General features: G+C 70.1%; 11 protein-coding genes and 2 rRNA genes. 4 read left to right on the plus strand and 9 right to left on the minus strand.

The annotated features are described in order from the left end of the window. The first annotated feature begins 34 nt into the window (after positions 1 to 34). Positions 35 to 304 (plus strand): acylphosphatase, encoded by a 270-nt coding sequence (locus tag QUE38_RS02625; RefSeq protein ID WP_286310037.1) that lies wholly within the window; start codon positions 35 to 37, stop codon positions 302 to 304. A gap of 32 nt (positions 305 to 336) precedes the next feature. Here the strand turns inward: QUE38_RS02625 and QUE38_RS02630 are convergent, their stop codons facing one another. Together QUE38_RS02630 and QUE38_RS02635 are read right to left on the minus strand one after the other, a co-directional pair. Next, a complete protein-coding gene (locus tag QUE38_RS02630) occupies positions 337 to 1,617 on the minus strand; it encodes a M18 family aminopeptidase (RefSeq protein WP_286310038.1) in 1,281 nt (426 codons plus the stop codon). A gap of 117 nt (positions 1,618 to 1,734) precedes the next feature. Continuing rightward, entirely contained in the window at positions 1,735 to 2,676 is a 942-nt protein-coding gene (locus QUE38_RS02635) for a J domain-containing protein (protein WP_286311626.1), read from the minus strand. 110 nt (positions 2,677 to 2,786) lie between these two features. Between QUE38_RS02635 and QUE38_RS02640 the strand changes: the two genes are divergently transcribed. Both QUE38_RS02640 and QUE38_RS02645 read left to right on the plus strand, forming a co-directional pair. Then, the gene (locus QUE38_RS02640) at positions 2,787 to 3,212 is read left to right on the plus strand and encodes a DUF1761 domain-containing protein (protein ID WP_286310039.1); all 426 of its coding nucleotides are present in this window, start codon (positions 2,787 to 2,789) and stop codon (positions 3,210 to 3,212) included. A 132-nt stretch (positions 3,213 to 3,344) separates the two neighbouring features. Continuing rightward, a complete protein-coding gene (locus tag QUE38_RS02645; protein WP_286310040.1) occupies positions 3,345 to 4,088 on the plus strand; it encodes a Pr6Pr family membrane protein in 744 nt (247 codons plus the stop codon). A gap of 31 nt (positions 4,089 to 4,119) precedes the next feature. On the opposite strand, the gene QUE38_RS02650 is transcribed toward QUE38_RS02645, so the two are convergent. The 3 genes from QUE38_RS02650 to QUE38_RS02655 are packed head-to-tail and all read right to left on the minus strand — an operon-like array spanning position 4,120 to position 7,084. Then, the gene (locus tag QUE38_RS02650; RefSeq protein WP_286310042.1) at positions 4,120 to 5,547 is read right to left on the minus strand and encodes a flavin monoamine oxidase family protein; all 1,428 of its coding nucleotides are present in this window, start codon (positions 5,545 to 5,547) and stop codon (positions 4,120 to 4,122) included. Next, positions 5,544 to 5,834 carry a hypothetical protein gene (locus QUE38_RS17360; protein WP_350227511.1) on the minus strand — a complete coding sequence of 97 codons (291 nt, stop codon included), beginning with the start codon at positions 5,832 to 5,834 and terminating at the stop codon, positions 5,544 to 5,546. The genes QUE38_RS02650 and QUE38_RS17360 overlap by 4 nt, the downstream gene beginning before the upstream one ends. Beyond that, positions 5,831 to 7,084, minus strand: a complete 1,254-nt coding sequence (locus QUE38_RS02655; RefSeq protein WP_350227512.1) for a DUF7059 domain-containing protein — start codon at positions 7,082 to 7,084, stop codon at positions 5,831 to 5,833. Before QUE38_RS02655 ends, QUE38_RS17360 begins: the two co-directional genes overlap by 4 nt. A gap of 161 nt (positions 7,085 to 7,245) precedes the next feature. Between QUE38_RS02655 and QUE38_RS02660 the strand changes: the two genes are divergently transcribed. Next, positions 7,246 to 7,581: a hypothetical protein gene (locus QUE38_RS02660; protein WP_281885432.1), complete on the plus strand. Its 336-nt coding sequence runs from the start codon at positions 7,246 to 7,248 to the stop codon at positions 7,579 to 7,581. A 16-nt stretch (positions 7,582 to 7,597) separates the two neighbouring features. Here the strand turns inward: QUE38_RS02660 and QUE38_RS02665 are convergent, their stop codons facing one another. From QUE38_RS02665 to QUE38_RS02680, 4 genes are all read right to left on the minus strand, one after another. Beyond that, positions 7,598 to 9,463, minus strand: coding sequence for a thioredoxin domain-containing protein (locus tag QUE38_RS02665; protein ID WP_286310045.1), 1,866 nt, complete (start codon positions 9,461 to 9,463; stop codon positions 7,598 to 7,600). 2 nt (positions 9,464 to 9,465) lie between these two features. Beyond that, a complete protein-coding gene (locus tag QUE38_RS02670) occupies positions 9,466 to 10,908 on the minus strand; it encodes a glucose-6-phosphate dehydrogenase (RefSeq protein ID WP_286310046.1) in 1,443 nt (480 codons plus the stop codon). A gap of 5 nt (positions 10,909 to 10,913) precedes the next feature. Continuing rightward, positions 10,914 to 11,030 (minus strand): 5S ribosomal RNA (gene rrf / locus QUE38_RS02675). 174 nt (positions 11,031 to 11,204) lie between these two features. Next, positions 11,205 to 14,306, minus strand: a 23S ribosomal RNA gene (locus QUE38_RS02680). Positions 14,307 to 14,388: the final 82 nt, after the last annotated feature.

Below are 14,388 nucleotides of genomic sequence, written 5' to 3' on the forward strand. Positions count from 1 at the left end.
CGATTTCCGGCCATGTCTCGGCCACACTGGGGGCATGACGAGGCTGCGCATCACCGTGACGGGCATGGTCCAGGGCGTCGGCTACCGCTGGTGGACGCGGGCCGAGGCGCAGCGCCTCGGCGTCTCGGGGTGGGTGAAGAACCGCCTCGACGGCCGGGTCGAGGCCGAGGCGGAGGGCGATGCGCAGGCCGTCGCCGCGCTCGTCGACTGGATGCGCGGCGGTCCGCCGTCGGCGACGGTCACCGCGGTCGAGACCGCCGAGGTGACGCCGACCGGCGAGACCGGCTTCCGCATCGCCGGCTGAGCGGCGGGCACCCGGGCACGAGCGCCGACGCGTCAGTCGTGCAGTGCGAAGAACGCGCCGACCGCCCGGCCGAGCCCGACCAAGTCGTCGACGTGCACCAGCTCGCGCGCCGAGTGCATCGACAGCAGCGGCACGCCCACGTCGACCGTGCGCATGCCCAACCGCGTCGCGGTCAGCGGCCCGATCGTCGACCCGCACGGGATCGTGTTGTTCGACACGAACGGCTGCGTCGACACGTCCGCCGCCTCGCACGCGCGCGACCACATGGCGGCACCGACCGCGTCGCTCGCGTAGCGCTGGTTGGCGTTGAGCTTCAGCAGCACGCCGCCGCCCGGCACGGGGCGGTGCGTGGGGTCGTGGCGCTCGGGATAGTTCGGGTGCACGGCGTGGCCCGCGTCGGCCGAGAGGCACCACGACGCGGCGAGCGCGCGTCGCCGCGAGGCATCCGTCGCCCCCACGCCCTCGGCGATGCGCACGAGCACGTCCTCGAGGAACGGGCCCGACGCGCCGGAGCGCGAGTTCGACCCGAGCTCCTCGTGGTCGAACGCGGCGAGCATGCTGATGTGCCCCGCGTCGGCGGGCGCGTCGATGAGGGCGCGCAGGCCCGCGTGCACCGAGGTGAGGTTGTCCATGCGCGGGCTGGCGAGGAAGGCCGCGCCGTCGCCGAACCGTGCCGGCGGCTGCGTGTCGACCGTGAGGATGTCGTGCCCCGCGATGTCGGCGACGTCGACGCCCGCCCGGGCCGCGAGGAGCTCGGCGATGTCGCCGGCTGCCGTCTCGACGCCCCACACCGGCTGCGTATTGCGCTGCTTGTCGAGGATCAGCCCGGTGTTGTTGACCCCGCGGTCGAGGTGGATCGCGAGCTGCGGGATGCGCAGCATCGGTCCGGTGCGCACGAGCCGTACGCGACCGTCGCGCGTCGCGACTCGGCCGGCCAGCTCGAGCTCGCGGTCGAGCCACGAGTTCAGCAGCGGGCCGCCGTAGACCTCGACGGCCGCCTGCTTCCAGCCGTTGCCCCGCACGTCGGGGCTCGGCTTGAGCTTGAAGCCGGGCGAGTCGGTGTGGGCGCCGAGCACCCGCACGGGCAGGGCGCCGGATGCCTCGGGCTGCACCCACGCGATGACCGCACCGTCGCGCACGACGACGTACTTCCCGGGCCCGCCGGTCCAGTCCTCCGACTCCTCGAGCCAGGTGAAGCCCGCCTCGACGGCGCGCTCGGCGACCTCGACGGCGGCGTGGTAGGAGCTCGGGGACGCCTGGACGAACCGGGCGAAGTCGTCGACGATCGAGTCGGCTTCGTGCGTAGGGGGCATGCCCCCATCCAACCATCCCGCCCGGTCCCGCCCGTCCCTTCCTCGAGTCGTCATGAACTGTCGCTATCCGGCCGGTCGAAGCGACATCTCATGACGACTCGGCGAGGGGTGGCGGGTTCAGGCGAAGCGGATCGACTGCTGCAGCCGGGTGCGCACCTCCATGACCTCGCCGCCGCCGATCAGCGCCGAGCCCGGCAGCCCCGTGCGCAGCACGCCCGCGAGCCGCGAGCGCTGCACGAGCGCGGTCACCGCGCCGCGGGTCGAGCCGAGCACCTGGAGGTCCTCGTCGGAGTCGCCGTCGGGCACGACCACGAGCAGGCAGGTGAACTTCACGTGCGCGGCCCGGCCGACGGCCTTCGCGCGCTGCGCGAGCGCGCGCATCGGCTTCTCGCCGGCGAGCGCCTCGCCGATCAGCTCGCCGCGGCGGATGCGCACGGGCGCGCCCCAGTCCTCCGACTGGAGGGCGAACAGCCCGGTCGGGCCGAGCACGACGTGGTCGAGCTTCGCGGGCAGCCCCGGCCCCGCGGCATCCGTCGCGACGTCGTGCCAGGCCGTGTAGGCGATGCCGAGCGTCGAGACGGTGCGCGCCGTCGCCTCCTCGGCGAGCGCGTCGGCCAGCACGTGGCGGATCTCGCGCGGCGCGCGACGCACGAGGTCGGCGCCGAACGGGTCGGGCAGGTCGACGCCGCGACCGGCCCACTCGCGGATGAGCTCGAGGTAGCGCACGCGGGAGACGCCGCCGGGGTGCCCGTGGCTGCGAGTGCCGGGCCGGGTGTCGCGCCGCTCGCCCTGCGTGCGCGGCATCGACCACGAGCCGGCGCCGTCGTCGGCGGTCGTCGTGCGCGCGGGCCCGCCGCGGTCGTACGCAGCGCGCGCCTCGGCGGTGCCGACGCGCTCCCATGCCGCCTGCACCTCGTGGAACCGGTCGGGATCGCCGCCCGTGTCGGGGTGCGTCTCGCGGAGCTTCCGCCGATACGCCGACCGCAGTTCGCCCGTCGACGCGTCCGGCCGGACGCCGAGCACCTCGTACGGCGTCGCCTGGAGCGGGCTGTCGGGCATCGCGTGCAGCGCCTCCGGAATCATGCGGAACGTGGGGGTCGAATCCCGACCCTACCGCGACGCGCCGAGTAGACTCCGAGCACATTCCAAGCCGCCGAGGAAGGACTCGCATGATTCCCGAGATCAACTACTGGGCGGTGCTGCTGGCGACGCTCTCGACCATGGTCGTCGGCTCGATCTGGTACACCCCCAAGGTCTTCGGCAACTACTGGATGCGCGTGGCGAAGGTCGAGCCCGACGGCAAGGGCGCGGTCGGGGCGATCATCGCGACGCTGCTCGTGAGCTTCGTCTCGTCGTGGGTGCTCGCGGGCGCGACCGTGATCGCGTGGCACTTCTACGGCGGCAGCTTCCTCGTCAACGCGCTCGTCACCGCGCTCATCCTCTGGGCCGGCTTCACCGCGGCTCGCTTCATCACCCACGACGCGTTCGAGCGCCGCCCGGCCGGCCTCACGACGCTCAACATCGCGCACGAGCTGGTCACGTTCGTCGTGATGGCGGTCATCATCGGCGTATGGCCGCCCGCCGGCACCGTCTGACGCCGCGCGTCTTCCGCGAGTCGTCATGAAGTGTCGCTTCGCGTAGCGTCGAAGCGACACTTCATGACGACTCGGCGTGTGGCGGGCCTCGTCGGACGCCCGACACCCCGCGCCCGGCGTAGCGTGGACGACATGCCCGTGCGCGAGGCCCCTCCCGACCCGCGCCGTCGTCGCGCGCTCCGCATCCTCGGGCTCGCCCGCATCGCCCTCGCCGTGGTCGAGGTCATGGCCCTCGTCCAGAACTTCCGGTACGTGCTCGGGTTCACGAGCTTCGCCACCGAGAACTTCTTCTCGTACTTCACGGTGCAGTCGGCGTTCCTCGCGGTCGCGGTGATCGGCGCGAGCGGCGTCGTCGCGGTGCTGGGCCGGCGGGAGCCCGGCTGGCTCACGGGCATCCGCTGCCTGGTCATCACCTACGTCGTCGTGTCGGGCGTCGTGTTCGGGCTGATCGTGTACCAGGCGCGCGCGACGGGGTACCGCATCGACGTGCCGCCGTCCGACCAGGTGCTGCACTTCGTGGTGCCGGTCGTGCTCGTCGTCGACTGGGTGCTCGAGACCGTGCTGGGCGTGCGGCACGTGCCGGTGGGCTGGCGCACGCTCTGGTGGGTGCCGCTGTTCCCGATCGCGTGGCTCGCATACACCCTCGTGCGCAGCCCCGCGGTCGGCTGGTACCCGTACTTCTTCCTCGACCCGTTGCAGGTGGGCGGGGCGTCGGGCATCGTCGTCGCGTGCGCGATCGTGCTGGCCGTGCTGCTCGCGGTCGCGGCGCTGCTCGTCGCAGCCACGCGCATCGTTCGGCGCGAGGGCGCGGGCACCCTCGACCCCGTGCCGGTCGAGCGAGCGGATGCCCCCGAGCTCGCCGCCGCACCCCGCTGAGCCGGTCGACCGGCCCGGCCGGTCCGCGCGCTCAGCTCGCGAACGGCTCGAGGCTCGCGCGTGCGAGTGCGATCACCTCGTCGTCGGATGCCTCCGCGAGCGCCTCCGCCCGATCGGCCGCGAGCAGCCCCACGAGCACCGGCTGCTCCGCGCTCCCGCCGAGGTCGAGCCAGCCCGCGAAGGGGTCGTCGTCGGCGGCGACGACCGTACGCACCGGGGGCCCCGCCGGCAGGAACGACTCGTCGAAGCGCAGCCACACCTGGTCGAGCAGGCCGTTGCCGAGGACCGAGACCGCGCGGGCGTGGCGCAGCGGCAGCGCCGGGGTGAACGAGATGAGGTTGGCCCGCAGCACGCCGAGCGGCACGGTCACGATCGCCCGGTCGGCGGCGAACGACTCGCCCGTCTCGAGTCGCAGCGACACCAGGTCGCCCGAGTGGTCGATGCTGAGCACCGCTCCGCCGAGCAGCACGTCGAGGCCCGACGCCTCCTCGCGGAGGAACTGCACGTAGGGCGTCTCGACCCGCTCCTGCCGCGCGGGATCCTCGGGCGCGAGCCCGCCGATCCGCGCCGAGAGCTGGCGGGCGTCCGCGCCGGTGCGCACGCCGAGCACGGTGTCGAGTTCGTACGCGAGCCAGTCGGTCGCCGAGACGCCCGTCTCGTCGGGCTCGTCGGAGAGCCGGTCGATCGCGCCCGAGCGCAGCAGCGCGTTCGCGAGCGTCACGTCGTGCGGCTGGGCCAGCGCCCACTCGCGGGCCGCGGCTACGGCCTGCGCACCGACGTCGGACGCCTCGACCGGCTCACCGGCCGCGGTGCGCACCTGCGGCGCGGTGTCGAAGGGCGCGGTCGTCGCGCCGGCGCGCGCGAGGCGCGCCTGCAGGCCCACCGCGTCGGCCGGCACGAACCCGGCGCCGAGCTCGACGGGCACCGGCCAGGCGTCGTCCTCGACGCTGTGGATGCGGCCGCCGATGCGGTCGCGCGCCTCGAGCACGACCACCCGGTAGCCGGCGTCGGCGAGCGCGCGTGCAGCGGTGATGCCCGCGAGCCCCGCGCCGACGACCGCGATGCGCGCCCCCGGCTCGGCCGACTGCGCGACCTCGGCCGCGGCGCGGGCGCCCTGCTCCGCGGCGCCGCGCACCGTGCCCGGGAAGGCGGTCGACGTCGCCTCGCCCGCGAGGAACACGCGCCCATCGAGCGGCACGGCGAGGTCGCGTCGGTGCTGCGGCGTCGAGCCGACCGCCTGGTAGCTGAAGGCGCCCCGTGCGAACGGGTCGAGGCCCCAGGCCGAGCGGCGCATGGCGGCGGGTGCGGGCACGGACGAGGCGACGGGCGTGCCCGTCGGAGTGGGCGTCGGGGTGGCCGGTGTCGGCGACGCGGTCGGGGTCGGCGTCTCCGGCACGCAGCCGGTCAGCAGCGCGGCGAGGCCCGCCGCGGAGCCGACCAGGAACGTGCGCCGCCTCATCGCGACCCGCTCCCCTCGGGGCCCGTCGTCGCTGGCGCGAGCATGCCGCAGAGCGCGAGTTCGAGCACGTCGCCGCGCAGCTCGGCCGCGAGCGCCGGCTCGTCGGCCTCGAGCAGGCCTGCCAGGGCGCTCGCGATGGCGCCCACCGTGAGCGTGCCGTCGCTCGCGCCGACGAGCGCGGCGAGCGCCGTGCCCGCGTCGACCGTGCGCGCGAACCCGCCGCCCTGGCGCAGCGTGATCGCGGTCGGGTCGTCCGACCCGGGCCAGTGGTGGCGCTGCTCGGTCACGTCGCCCGCGACGACGGGCCGGGCGCCGTCGACGTCGCCGACGAGCCGGTCGAACGCGTCGACGCACCCTTCGAGGTGCGGGCCGGGCGCACCGGAGCCGAGCGGCCCGTGCAGCTGCTCGGTTCGGCGCAGCCGCACCACGCCGTCGGCCGGGCGGCGAGCGACGACGTAGCCGAACCCGACGGCGTCGACGCCGCGCGCCTCGAAGTCGTCGAGCCAGGCGCGGACCATCGCACCGTACTCGGGCGTGCCCGGGCGCGTGCCGCCGTCGCGCACCCACGTCTCGGCGTACTCGACCGGGTCGACCCGGTCTCGCTCGATGAGCCAGTACTCGAGCTCGGGCGCGAACCAGTCGCTCGCGCGGTCGAGCCCCGCCCCCGGTCGCCGCGGTACTCCCAGTCGGCGAGCAGCTGCGCCGTGCCGCCCGGCTCGAGGTGGTCGGCGAGGCCGCCGAGCACCTGCGCCACGAGCGCGTCGCCCACCATGCCGCCGTCGCGGTACTCGTAGGCGGGCACGTCGTCGCGACGCGGCGTGATCACGAACGGCGGGTTCGAGACGATGCGGTCGAACCGCTCCCCCGCGACGGGTTCGAACAGGCTCCCGAGGCGGAACTCGATGCCGGTCACGTCGTTCAGCGCGGCGTTGAGCGCGGCGAACCGCAGCGCCCGCGCGCTGATGTCGGTGGCGACGACCCGGTCGGCGTGCCGGGCCGCGTGCAGGGCCTGAATGCCGCATCCGGTGCCCAGGTCGAGCACGCTGCCGACGGGTGCCTGCCACTGCAGTGCGGCGAGGGTGCTCGATGCGCCGCCGACGCCGAGCACGTGGTCCTCGGCGAGCGGTGCGCCGGTCGCGAGCTCGCCCGGGTCGGACGCGATCCACCACTCCGCGGCACCGACGCGGTCCTCGAACGCGTACGGCCGCAGGTCGACGCGCGCCGTGATGCGCTCGCCGGTCGCCTCGACCAGGCCGAGTTCGACCGCGCCGTCGACGCCGGCCGCGGGCAGTGCGCGCTCGAGGTCGGCAGGCGCCGCGGTGCCGCCGAGCACGAAGCACCGCGCGAGCGTGGCCCGCGGGTCGGACCCGGGTTCGAGACGCTCCAGCCGTCTGGCGGCCGGCACCGCGTCGCCGCGGTGCAGCGCGGCCGCCGCCTCGTCGCCCCACAGTTCGTCGAGTCCGGCGACCGTGAAGCGCGCGGCGGCGAGGTCGCGCGCCAGCGCGCCCGCGATCCGCCTCTCCGACGCAGTCACCACGCCTCTCATTCAACCGCAGGCGGCGCGCCACCGGTGCCGCATCGCCGCACGCGGTGCATGCGGCCCGGAAGCCGGGCGCGCATCACGCATCGGCAAGGTTCGCGAAACGCAGATGTCACACTCCGGGGTTAGCCTTGCCGTGTCCGATCAGAGGGGAGCACATGTCGCAGGAGGCGCCGACCATCGAGCGGCTGCGCCAGGACGCGCGAGACGAGCTCGCGGCCCTCATCGACCTGCGCTGCCGGCTCGGCGAAGATCCCTGGGCGTTCCTGCCCGACCTGCCGACGGTCGACGAGCAGGTGGTCGCGACGCTGCGCGAGGAGCGCATCCACGTCGACCCGTGGAGCACGGCGCGCGCCCGGGCGTACCACCCGACCGCGCGCGCGGGCGACCGCGAGCGCTTCGAGTACGACGTGCTGCGCGACATCGCGGTCGAGCACCCCGACCTGAGCGTCGCCGTCTGGGGCATGATCGGCCGGGTCCCCACCGTCTGGTGAGCCCGGCTCACGCGGTTCAGGGCGAGTCGGCCAGCGCCGCCGCATCCGTCACCGGCAGCCGGCACGTGAAGTCACGGCAGAGGTAGGCGGTCGTCCGCCCGTCGCGCATGACCCTGCCGGCGAACAGCTCGAACCCGGCGTTCGCCCAGTGCGGCACGCGCCCCTCGTCGACGACCACGGCGACGGATGCCCCGTGGCGCCGCGTGGCGCGTACCAGTTCGGCGTCCGCCCCGGTCGACGGCGCCACCGTGACCAGCTGCGTGAGTCCGCGCGCGAGCTCGTCGGCGACGCGGAGCGAGGTGCCGAACGCCAACGGCTGCCGCAGCATCGGCTCGGCGACGCGCGCGACCGCGGCGCGCGCGGCGTCCAGGTACGTCGCGTCGCCGGTCAGCGCGAACAGCGTGGCGCAGGCATCCGCCAGCGCGCTCGGCCCCGACGGCGTGGCCCCCTCCGAGGGGTCCGCCTCCACGACGAGGTCGTGCGCCCGGAGCACCGGGTCGGTTCCGCCCGGCACCGCGAACACCGGCCCGCCGTCGACCGGCTCCACGACCGCCTCCAAGGTGGCGTCGACCAGCCGCCGGGCCTCGACCGCGAGCGAGGGTTCGCCGTCGGCGATGGCCACGGCGAGCAGCCCGTTCGCGAGCATGCCGTAGTCCTCGAGGGCGGCCCGCGCAGCGGATGCCTCGCCGCCCAGCGACATGCGGATGAGCCGCCCGTCGTCGCTTCGGTGCCGTTCGAGCAGCATCGTCGCCGTCTCCCTGGCGGCGTCGACCCATGCGGGCTCCTCGAGCAGCGCGCCCGCGGTCGCGAGCCCTTCGATCGCGAGCCCGTTCCACCCGGCCAGCACCTTCTCGTCGATCGCGGGCGCCGGCTGCTCCGCGCGCGCGGCGGCGTCGAGCGCGTAGTAGCCGCCCTCGGTGCGCTCGCCGTCGACCTCGCTCTCCGAGTCCTGCGCGCTCGCGAAGCCGCCGTCGGGCCGGCGCAGCACGTCGAGCAGGTACCGCGCGATCCCTCGGGCGGTGCCGACCGCGAGCCCGTCACCGAGCACGGCCGCACGCGCGGCGACCGTCAGCAGCTGCGCGTTGTCGTACAGCATCCGCTCGTAGTGCGGCTCGCTCCAGTCGACCCGCGTGCCGTAGCGGAAGAAGCCACCCTCGACGGGATCGCGCAACGGCGACACGGCCATCGCGGCGAGGCTGCGGCGCGCCGACGCCGTCGCGTCGCCGCCGTGGCCGAGCAGGAACCCGAGCACGGGTGTCACGGGGAACTTCGGCGCGCCGCCGTATCCGCCGTGCGTGCGGTCCTCGAGCGCGACGAGGGCGTCGGCCGCCGCGTCCAGCTGCGCCGCGCCGGGCGGTCCGTCGGCCGAGGGCCGCAGCACGGATGCCTCCGCCAGCGCGTTCGCCAGCGACGACGCGGTGGCGTCGACCTCGTCGCGCCGCTGCGTCCAGGCCTGCGACACGGCGTCGAGCAGCTCGCCGAACCCGGGCGCTCCGCCGGCCGGGAGCGGCGGGAAGTACGTGCCGGCGTAGAACGCCCGGCCCTCGGGCGTCGCGAACACCGTGAGCGGCCAGCCGAGGTTGCGCGTGAACGCGCTCGCTGCGGCGAGGTAGCCGGCGTCGACGTCGGGATGCTCCTCCCGATCGACCTTGATCGCGACGAACCCGTCGTTCAGCTGGGCGGCGACGACCGGATCGCTGAAGCTCTCGCGGGCCATCACGTGGCACCAGTGGCAGGTGGCGTAGCCGATCGACACGAGCACGGGCACGTCGCGGCGGCGCGCCTCGGCGAACGCCTCCTCGCCCCACGGCCACCAGTCGACCGGGTTGTCGGCGTGCGCGCGCAGGTACGGGCTCAGCGCGCCGCGCAGTCGGTCGGCCATCGTCAGTCGTGCTGGGTGGTCGGCCAGGACGAGGGCCCGCGCGACCCGGCCGGGTACTCCTCGAGCGGCACGCGGTCCTCTTCCCACGCCTCGAGGATCGGCGTCACGATGCGCCAGCACGCCTCGGCCATCGGCCCGCTGACCGACAGCAGCTCATCGCCGTCGAGGATGCCGCCGAGCACCTCGGCGTACGCCCCCAGGCGCCCCTCGGTCGAGCGGGACGCGAGTTCCACGGTGCGCAGCGCGAGCAGGTCGTCCGCCCGGTTGACGGCGACGTCGAGCACGATGCGCTCCGGCTTCATGCCGATCCGGAGCCCCCGCCGCACCTCACCGCTGAAGCCGCGCGGCAGCGAGCTCGGCTCGCGGAGCGTGATCGAGATCTCCTCCCGATCACGTCCGATCGCCTTCCCGGATCGCAGCACGAACGGCACGCCATGCCACCGCTCGGCGTTCACCTGCAGGGTCACCTCGGTGAGCGTCTCGGTCTCGCGTGCCGGGTCCACGCCGTCCTCGGCGGCGTAGTCGGGGAAGACGCGCGAGCCGACGCTGCCCGCGGTGTACCGAGCGCGTCGGCTCGCCTCGGACGCATCGCTGCCCCACACCCGGGTGCGTTCGAGCACGTCGGCCATCGCCCGGTGCATGTCCTCGGACTCGACCGACGCTGGCGGTTCCATGGCGATGAGGGCGAGCACCTGCAGCAGATGGCTCTGGATCATGTCGCGCAGGGCGCCGGCCCTGTCGTAGTACCCCGCGCGTCCCTCGAGCGCGAGCGATTCGTCGAAGACGACCTCGACGCGTTCGATGTGGTCGCGATGCCACACGGACTCGAACATGTGGTTCGCAAACCGCAGGCCGGTGAGCGCGAGCACGGTCGTCTTGCCGAGGAAGTGGTCGACACGCACGACGCGCACCCCGTCGGGGAGCCGCGCGAGCAGCGCGTTGAACGCGCGCGCGCTCTCGAGGTCGGTTCCGAACGGCTTCTCGAGCGCGAGCACCGTGCCGGCCGGCACGTCCATGTCGGCGAGCGTCTCGCATGCCGCGTGCGTCACCGCCGGCGGCAATGCGAAGTAGATCGCCACGGGCCCGGGCAGGTCGTCGAAGAGTGCCTGCAGGTCGTCACGGCTGGTGGCGTCGGCCTGGCGGTAGCGAGCGGATGCCTCGAGCGAGGCGACGAGCGGATCGTCCTCGTCCGCGCGGAGCGCCGCGCGAAGGCGCCGACGCCATTCGTCGTCGCTGAGTGCCGACTGCCCCACACCGACGAGGGCGAGCTTCGACCGCCGGTCGTGCATCAGGAGCTGCCCGAGGCCCGGCAGGAGGAGCCGCGCTGCGAGGTCGCCGTCGGCACCGAGGATCACGAACGTTCGTCGTGTCGCCATGCGGCCCATGCTAGAGGGCGCCCCGAACGCACGAAACCCCCAGCATCGCTGCTGGGGGGTTTCGTTCAAGGTATGTCCGGCGGTGTCCTACTCTCCCACAGGGTGGCCCCTGCAGTACCATCGGCGCTGCGAGTCTTAGCTTCCGGGTTCGGAATGGGTCCGGGCGTTTCCCTCGCGCTATGGCCGCCGAAACTCTAGCCACACCCACGCGTGATGGGGGTGTGTGGTCTCGGGTCCCACCCCGCCAACCCGAAGGCGGGTTGTGGGTGGGTGTTGAGTTGTTGTTCGTGTGGTGGGAACCACAGAGTGGACGCGAGCGATCTACAGGCCACACACCCCTGCCTTACACGTGGGTGTGTGTAGTGATAATCAAGTTGTCGGCGTATTAGTACCAGTCAGCTACACCCGTTGCCGGGCTTCCACATCTGGCCTATCAACCCAGTCGTCTGGCTGGGCGCCTCTCCCCCGAAGGGGATGGAAATCTCATCTCGAGGCCGGCTTCCCGCTTAGATGCTTTCAGCGGTTATCCATCCCGAACGTAGCTAATCAGCGGTGCTCCTGGCGGAACAACTGACACACCAGAGGTTCGTCCAACCCGGTCCTCTCGTACTAGGGTCAGATCCTCTCAAATTTCCTGCGCGCGCAGCGGATAGGGACCGAACTGTCTCACGACGTTCTAAACCCAGCTCGCGTACCGCTTTAATGGGCGAACAGCCCAACCCTTGGGACCTACTCCAGCCCCAGGATGCGACGAGCCGACATCGAGGTGCCAAACCATGCCGTCGATATGGACTCTTGGGCAAGATCAGCCTGTTATCCCCGAGGTACCTTTTATCCGTTGAGCGACAGCGCTTCCACAAGCCACTGCCGGATCACTAGTCCCGACTTTCGTCCCTGCTCGACCTGTCAGTCTCGCAGTCAAGCTCCCTTGTGCACTTACACTCGCCACCTGATTGCCAACCAGGTTGAGGGAACCTTTGGGCGCCTCCGTTACTCTTTGGGAGGCAACCGCCCCAGTTAAACTACCCACCAGGCACTGTCCCTGAACCGGATTACGGTCCGAAGTTAGATATCCAGAGTGACCAGAGTGGTATTTCAACAATGACTCCACGAACACTGGCGTGCCCGCTTCAAAGTCTCCCACCTATCCTACACAAGCCACACCGAACACCAATACCAAGCTGTAGTAAAGGTCACGGGGTCTTTCCGTCCTGCTGCGCGTAACGAGCATCTTTACTCGTAATGCAATTTCGCCGAGTTCGCGGTTGAGACAGCTGGGAAGTCGTTACGCCATTCGTGCAGGTCGGAACTTACCCGACAAGGAATTTCGCTACCTTAGGATGGTTATAGTTACCACCGCCGTTTACTGGGGCTTAACTTCTCAGCTTCGCTCCGAAGAGCTAACCGTTCCGCTTAACCTTCCAGCACCGGGCAGGCGTCAGTCCGTATACATCGTCTTGCGACTTGGCACGGACCTGTGTTTTTAGTAAACAGTCGCTTCCCACTGGTCTCTGCGGCCTTCAACGCTCCAGGAGCAAGTCCCTTCACGAATCCGGCCCCCTTCTCCCGAAGTTACGGGGGCATTTTGCCGAGTTCCTTAACCACGATTCTCTCGATCTCCTCGGTATTCTCTACCTGACCACCTGAGTCGGTTTGGGGTACGGGCGGCTGGAACCTCGCGTCGATGCTTTTCTCGGCAGCATAGGATCACCGACTTTTCATCCCCATCGCGTCTCAGCCATGATGAACGGCGGATTTGCCTACCGTTCGGCCTACACGCTTGGACCGGGACAACCATCGCCCGGCTCGGCTACCTTCCTGCGTCACACCTGTTAATACGCTCACCGCACCAGACTCGGGTCCCACGCTCCCCACCCCGGTGCCCCCGAAGGGACGATGGGATGGTTCGGATGGTTAGCATTGCTGGATTAGTGTGGGCGGTTCTTCGCCGGTACGGGAATATCAACCCGTTGTCCATCGACTACGCCTGTCGGCCTCGCCTTAGGTCCCGACTTACCCAGGGAAGATTAGCTTGACCCTGGAACCCTTGGTCTTCCGGAGGACGGGTTTCTCACCCGTCTTTCGCTACTCATGCCTGCATTCTCACTCGTGTGCCATCCACGGCTGGATCACTCCGCCGCTTCACCCGGCACACGACGCTCTCCTACCGATCCGCACGACTGGACCACGAAGGCCTGTCAACTGTGCGAATCCCACGACTTCGGTGACGTGCTTGAGCCCCGTTACATTGTCGGCGCGGAATCACTTGACCAGTGAGCTATTACGCACTCTTTCAAGGGTGGCTGCTTCTAAGCCAACCTCCTGGTTGTCTGTGCAACTCCACATCCTTTCCCACTTAGCACGCGCTTAGGGACCTTAGTCGGTGGTCTGGGTTGTTTCCCTCTCGACGATGAAGCTTATCCCCCACCGTCTCACTGCTGCGCTCTCACTTACCGGCATTCGGAGTTTGGCTGACGTCAGTAACCTGTTGGGGCCCATCGGCCATCCAGTAGCTCTACCTCCGGCAAGAAACACGCAACGCTGCACCTAAATGCATTTCGGAGAGAACCAGCTATCACGAAGTTTGATTGGCCTTTCACCCCTATCCACAGCTCATCCCCTCCATTTTCAACTGAAGTGGGTTCGGTCCTCCACGACGTCTTACCGTCGCTTCAACCTGGCCATGGATAGATCACTTCGCTTCGGGTCTAGGACATGCGACTGAATCGCCCTATTCAGACTCGCTTTCGCTACGGCTACCCCACACGGGTTAACCTCGCCACATATCACTAACTCGCAGGCTCATTCTTCAAAAGGCACGCTGTCACCCCAACAAGGAGGCTCCAACGGTTTGTAAGCAAACGGTTTCAGGTACTATTTCACTCCCCTCCCGGGGTACTTTTCACCTTTCCCTCACGGTACTTGTCCGCTATCGGTCATCTGGGAGTATTTAGGCTTATCAGGTGGTCCTGACAGATTCACACGGGATTTCTCGGGCCCCGTGCTACTTGGGATACTCCTCCGGCCGGCCAGGCATTTCGACTACGGGACTCACACCCACTCCGGTCCGCCTTTCAATGCGGTTCGTCTATACCCGACACGTCACCGTGACTGTCCGGCAGAACAGTCCGAGAAGTCCCACAACCCCGACCATGCAACCCCTGCCGGGTATCACACATGGCTCGGTTTAGCCTCATCCGCGTTCGCTCGCCACTACTAACGGAATCACTATTGTTTTCTCTTCCTGTGGGTACTGAGATGTTTCACTTCCCCACGTTCCCTCTACCCGCCCTATACATTCAGGCGGGAGTCACCAGGTCACCCGAAGGGCCTGGCGGGGTTTCCCCATTCGGAAATCCTCGGATCACAGCTCGTTTATCAACTCCCCGAGGCTTATCGCAGATTACGACGTCCTTCTTCGGCTCCAGATGCCAAGGCATCCACCGTTTGCTCTTAGAAACTTGAAATCACATGAGTATGAATCGATCGCACACACCCCAAAGGGTGCATGAGATTGACCAATGATCAGTCGGACACCCCCTCCGAAGA

This window comes from Agromyces mangrovi, assembly GCF_030296695.1.
Taxonomy (GTDB): Bacteria; Actinomycetota; Actinomycetes; order Actinomycetales; family Microbacteriaceae; genus Agromyces; species Agromyces mangrovi.

What these genes read in the sequence shown, in the direction of transcription:
- QUE38_RS02630 (WP_286310038.1), bottom strand. Translation starts at nt 1,617, where the DNA reads ATGCCCCCTACGCACGAAGCCGACTCGATCGTCGACGACTTCGCCCGG.
- QUE38_RS02640 (WP_286310039.1), top strand. Translation starts at nt 2,787, where the DNA reads ATGATTCCCGAGATCAACTACTGGGCGGTGCTGCTGGCGACGCTCTCG.
- QUE38_RS02635 (WP_286311626.1), bottom strand. Translation starts at nt 2,676, where the DNA reads ATGCCCGACAGCCCGCTCCAGGCGACGCCGTACGAGGTGCTCGGCGTC.
- QUE38_RS02650 (WP_286310042.1), bottom strand. Translation starts at nt 5,547, where the DNA reads ATGAGGCGGCGCACGTTCCTGGTCGGCTCCGCGGCGGGCCTCGCCGCG.
- QUE38_RS02660 (WP_281885432.1), top strand. Translation starts at nt 7,246, where the DNA reads ATGTCGCAGGAGGCGCCGACCATCGAGCGGCTGCGCCAGGACGCGCGA.
- QUE38_RS02665 (WP_286310045.1), bottom strand. Translation starts at nt 9,463, where the DNA reads ATGGCCGACCGACTGCGCGGCGCGCTGAGCCCGTACCTGCGCGCGCAC.
- QUE38_RS02625 (WP_286310037.1), top strand. Translation starts at nt 35, where the DNA reads ATGACGAGGCTGCGCATCACCGTGACGGGCATGGTCCAGGGCGTCGGC.
- QUE38_RS02645 (WP_286310040.1), top strand. Translation starts at nt 3,345, where the DNA reads ATGCCCGTGCGCGAGGCCCCTCCCGACCCGCGCCGTCGTCGCGCGCTC.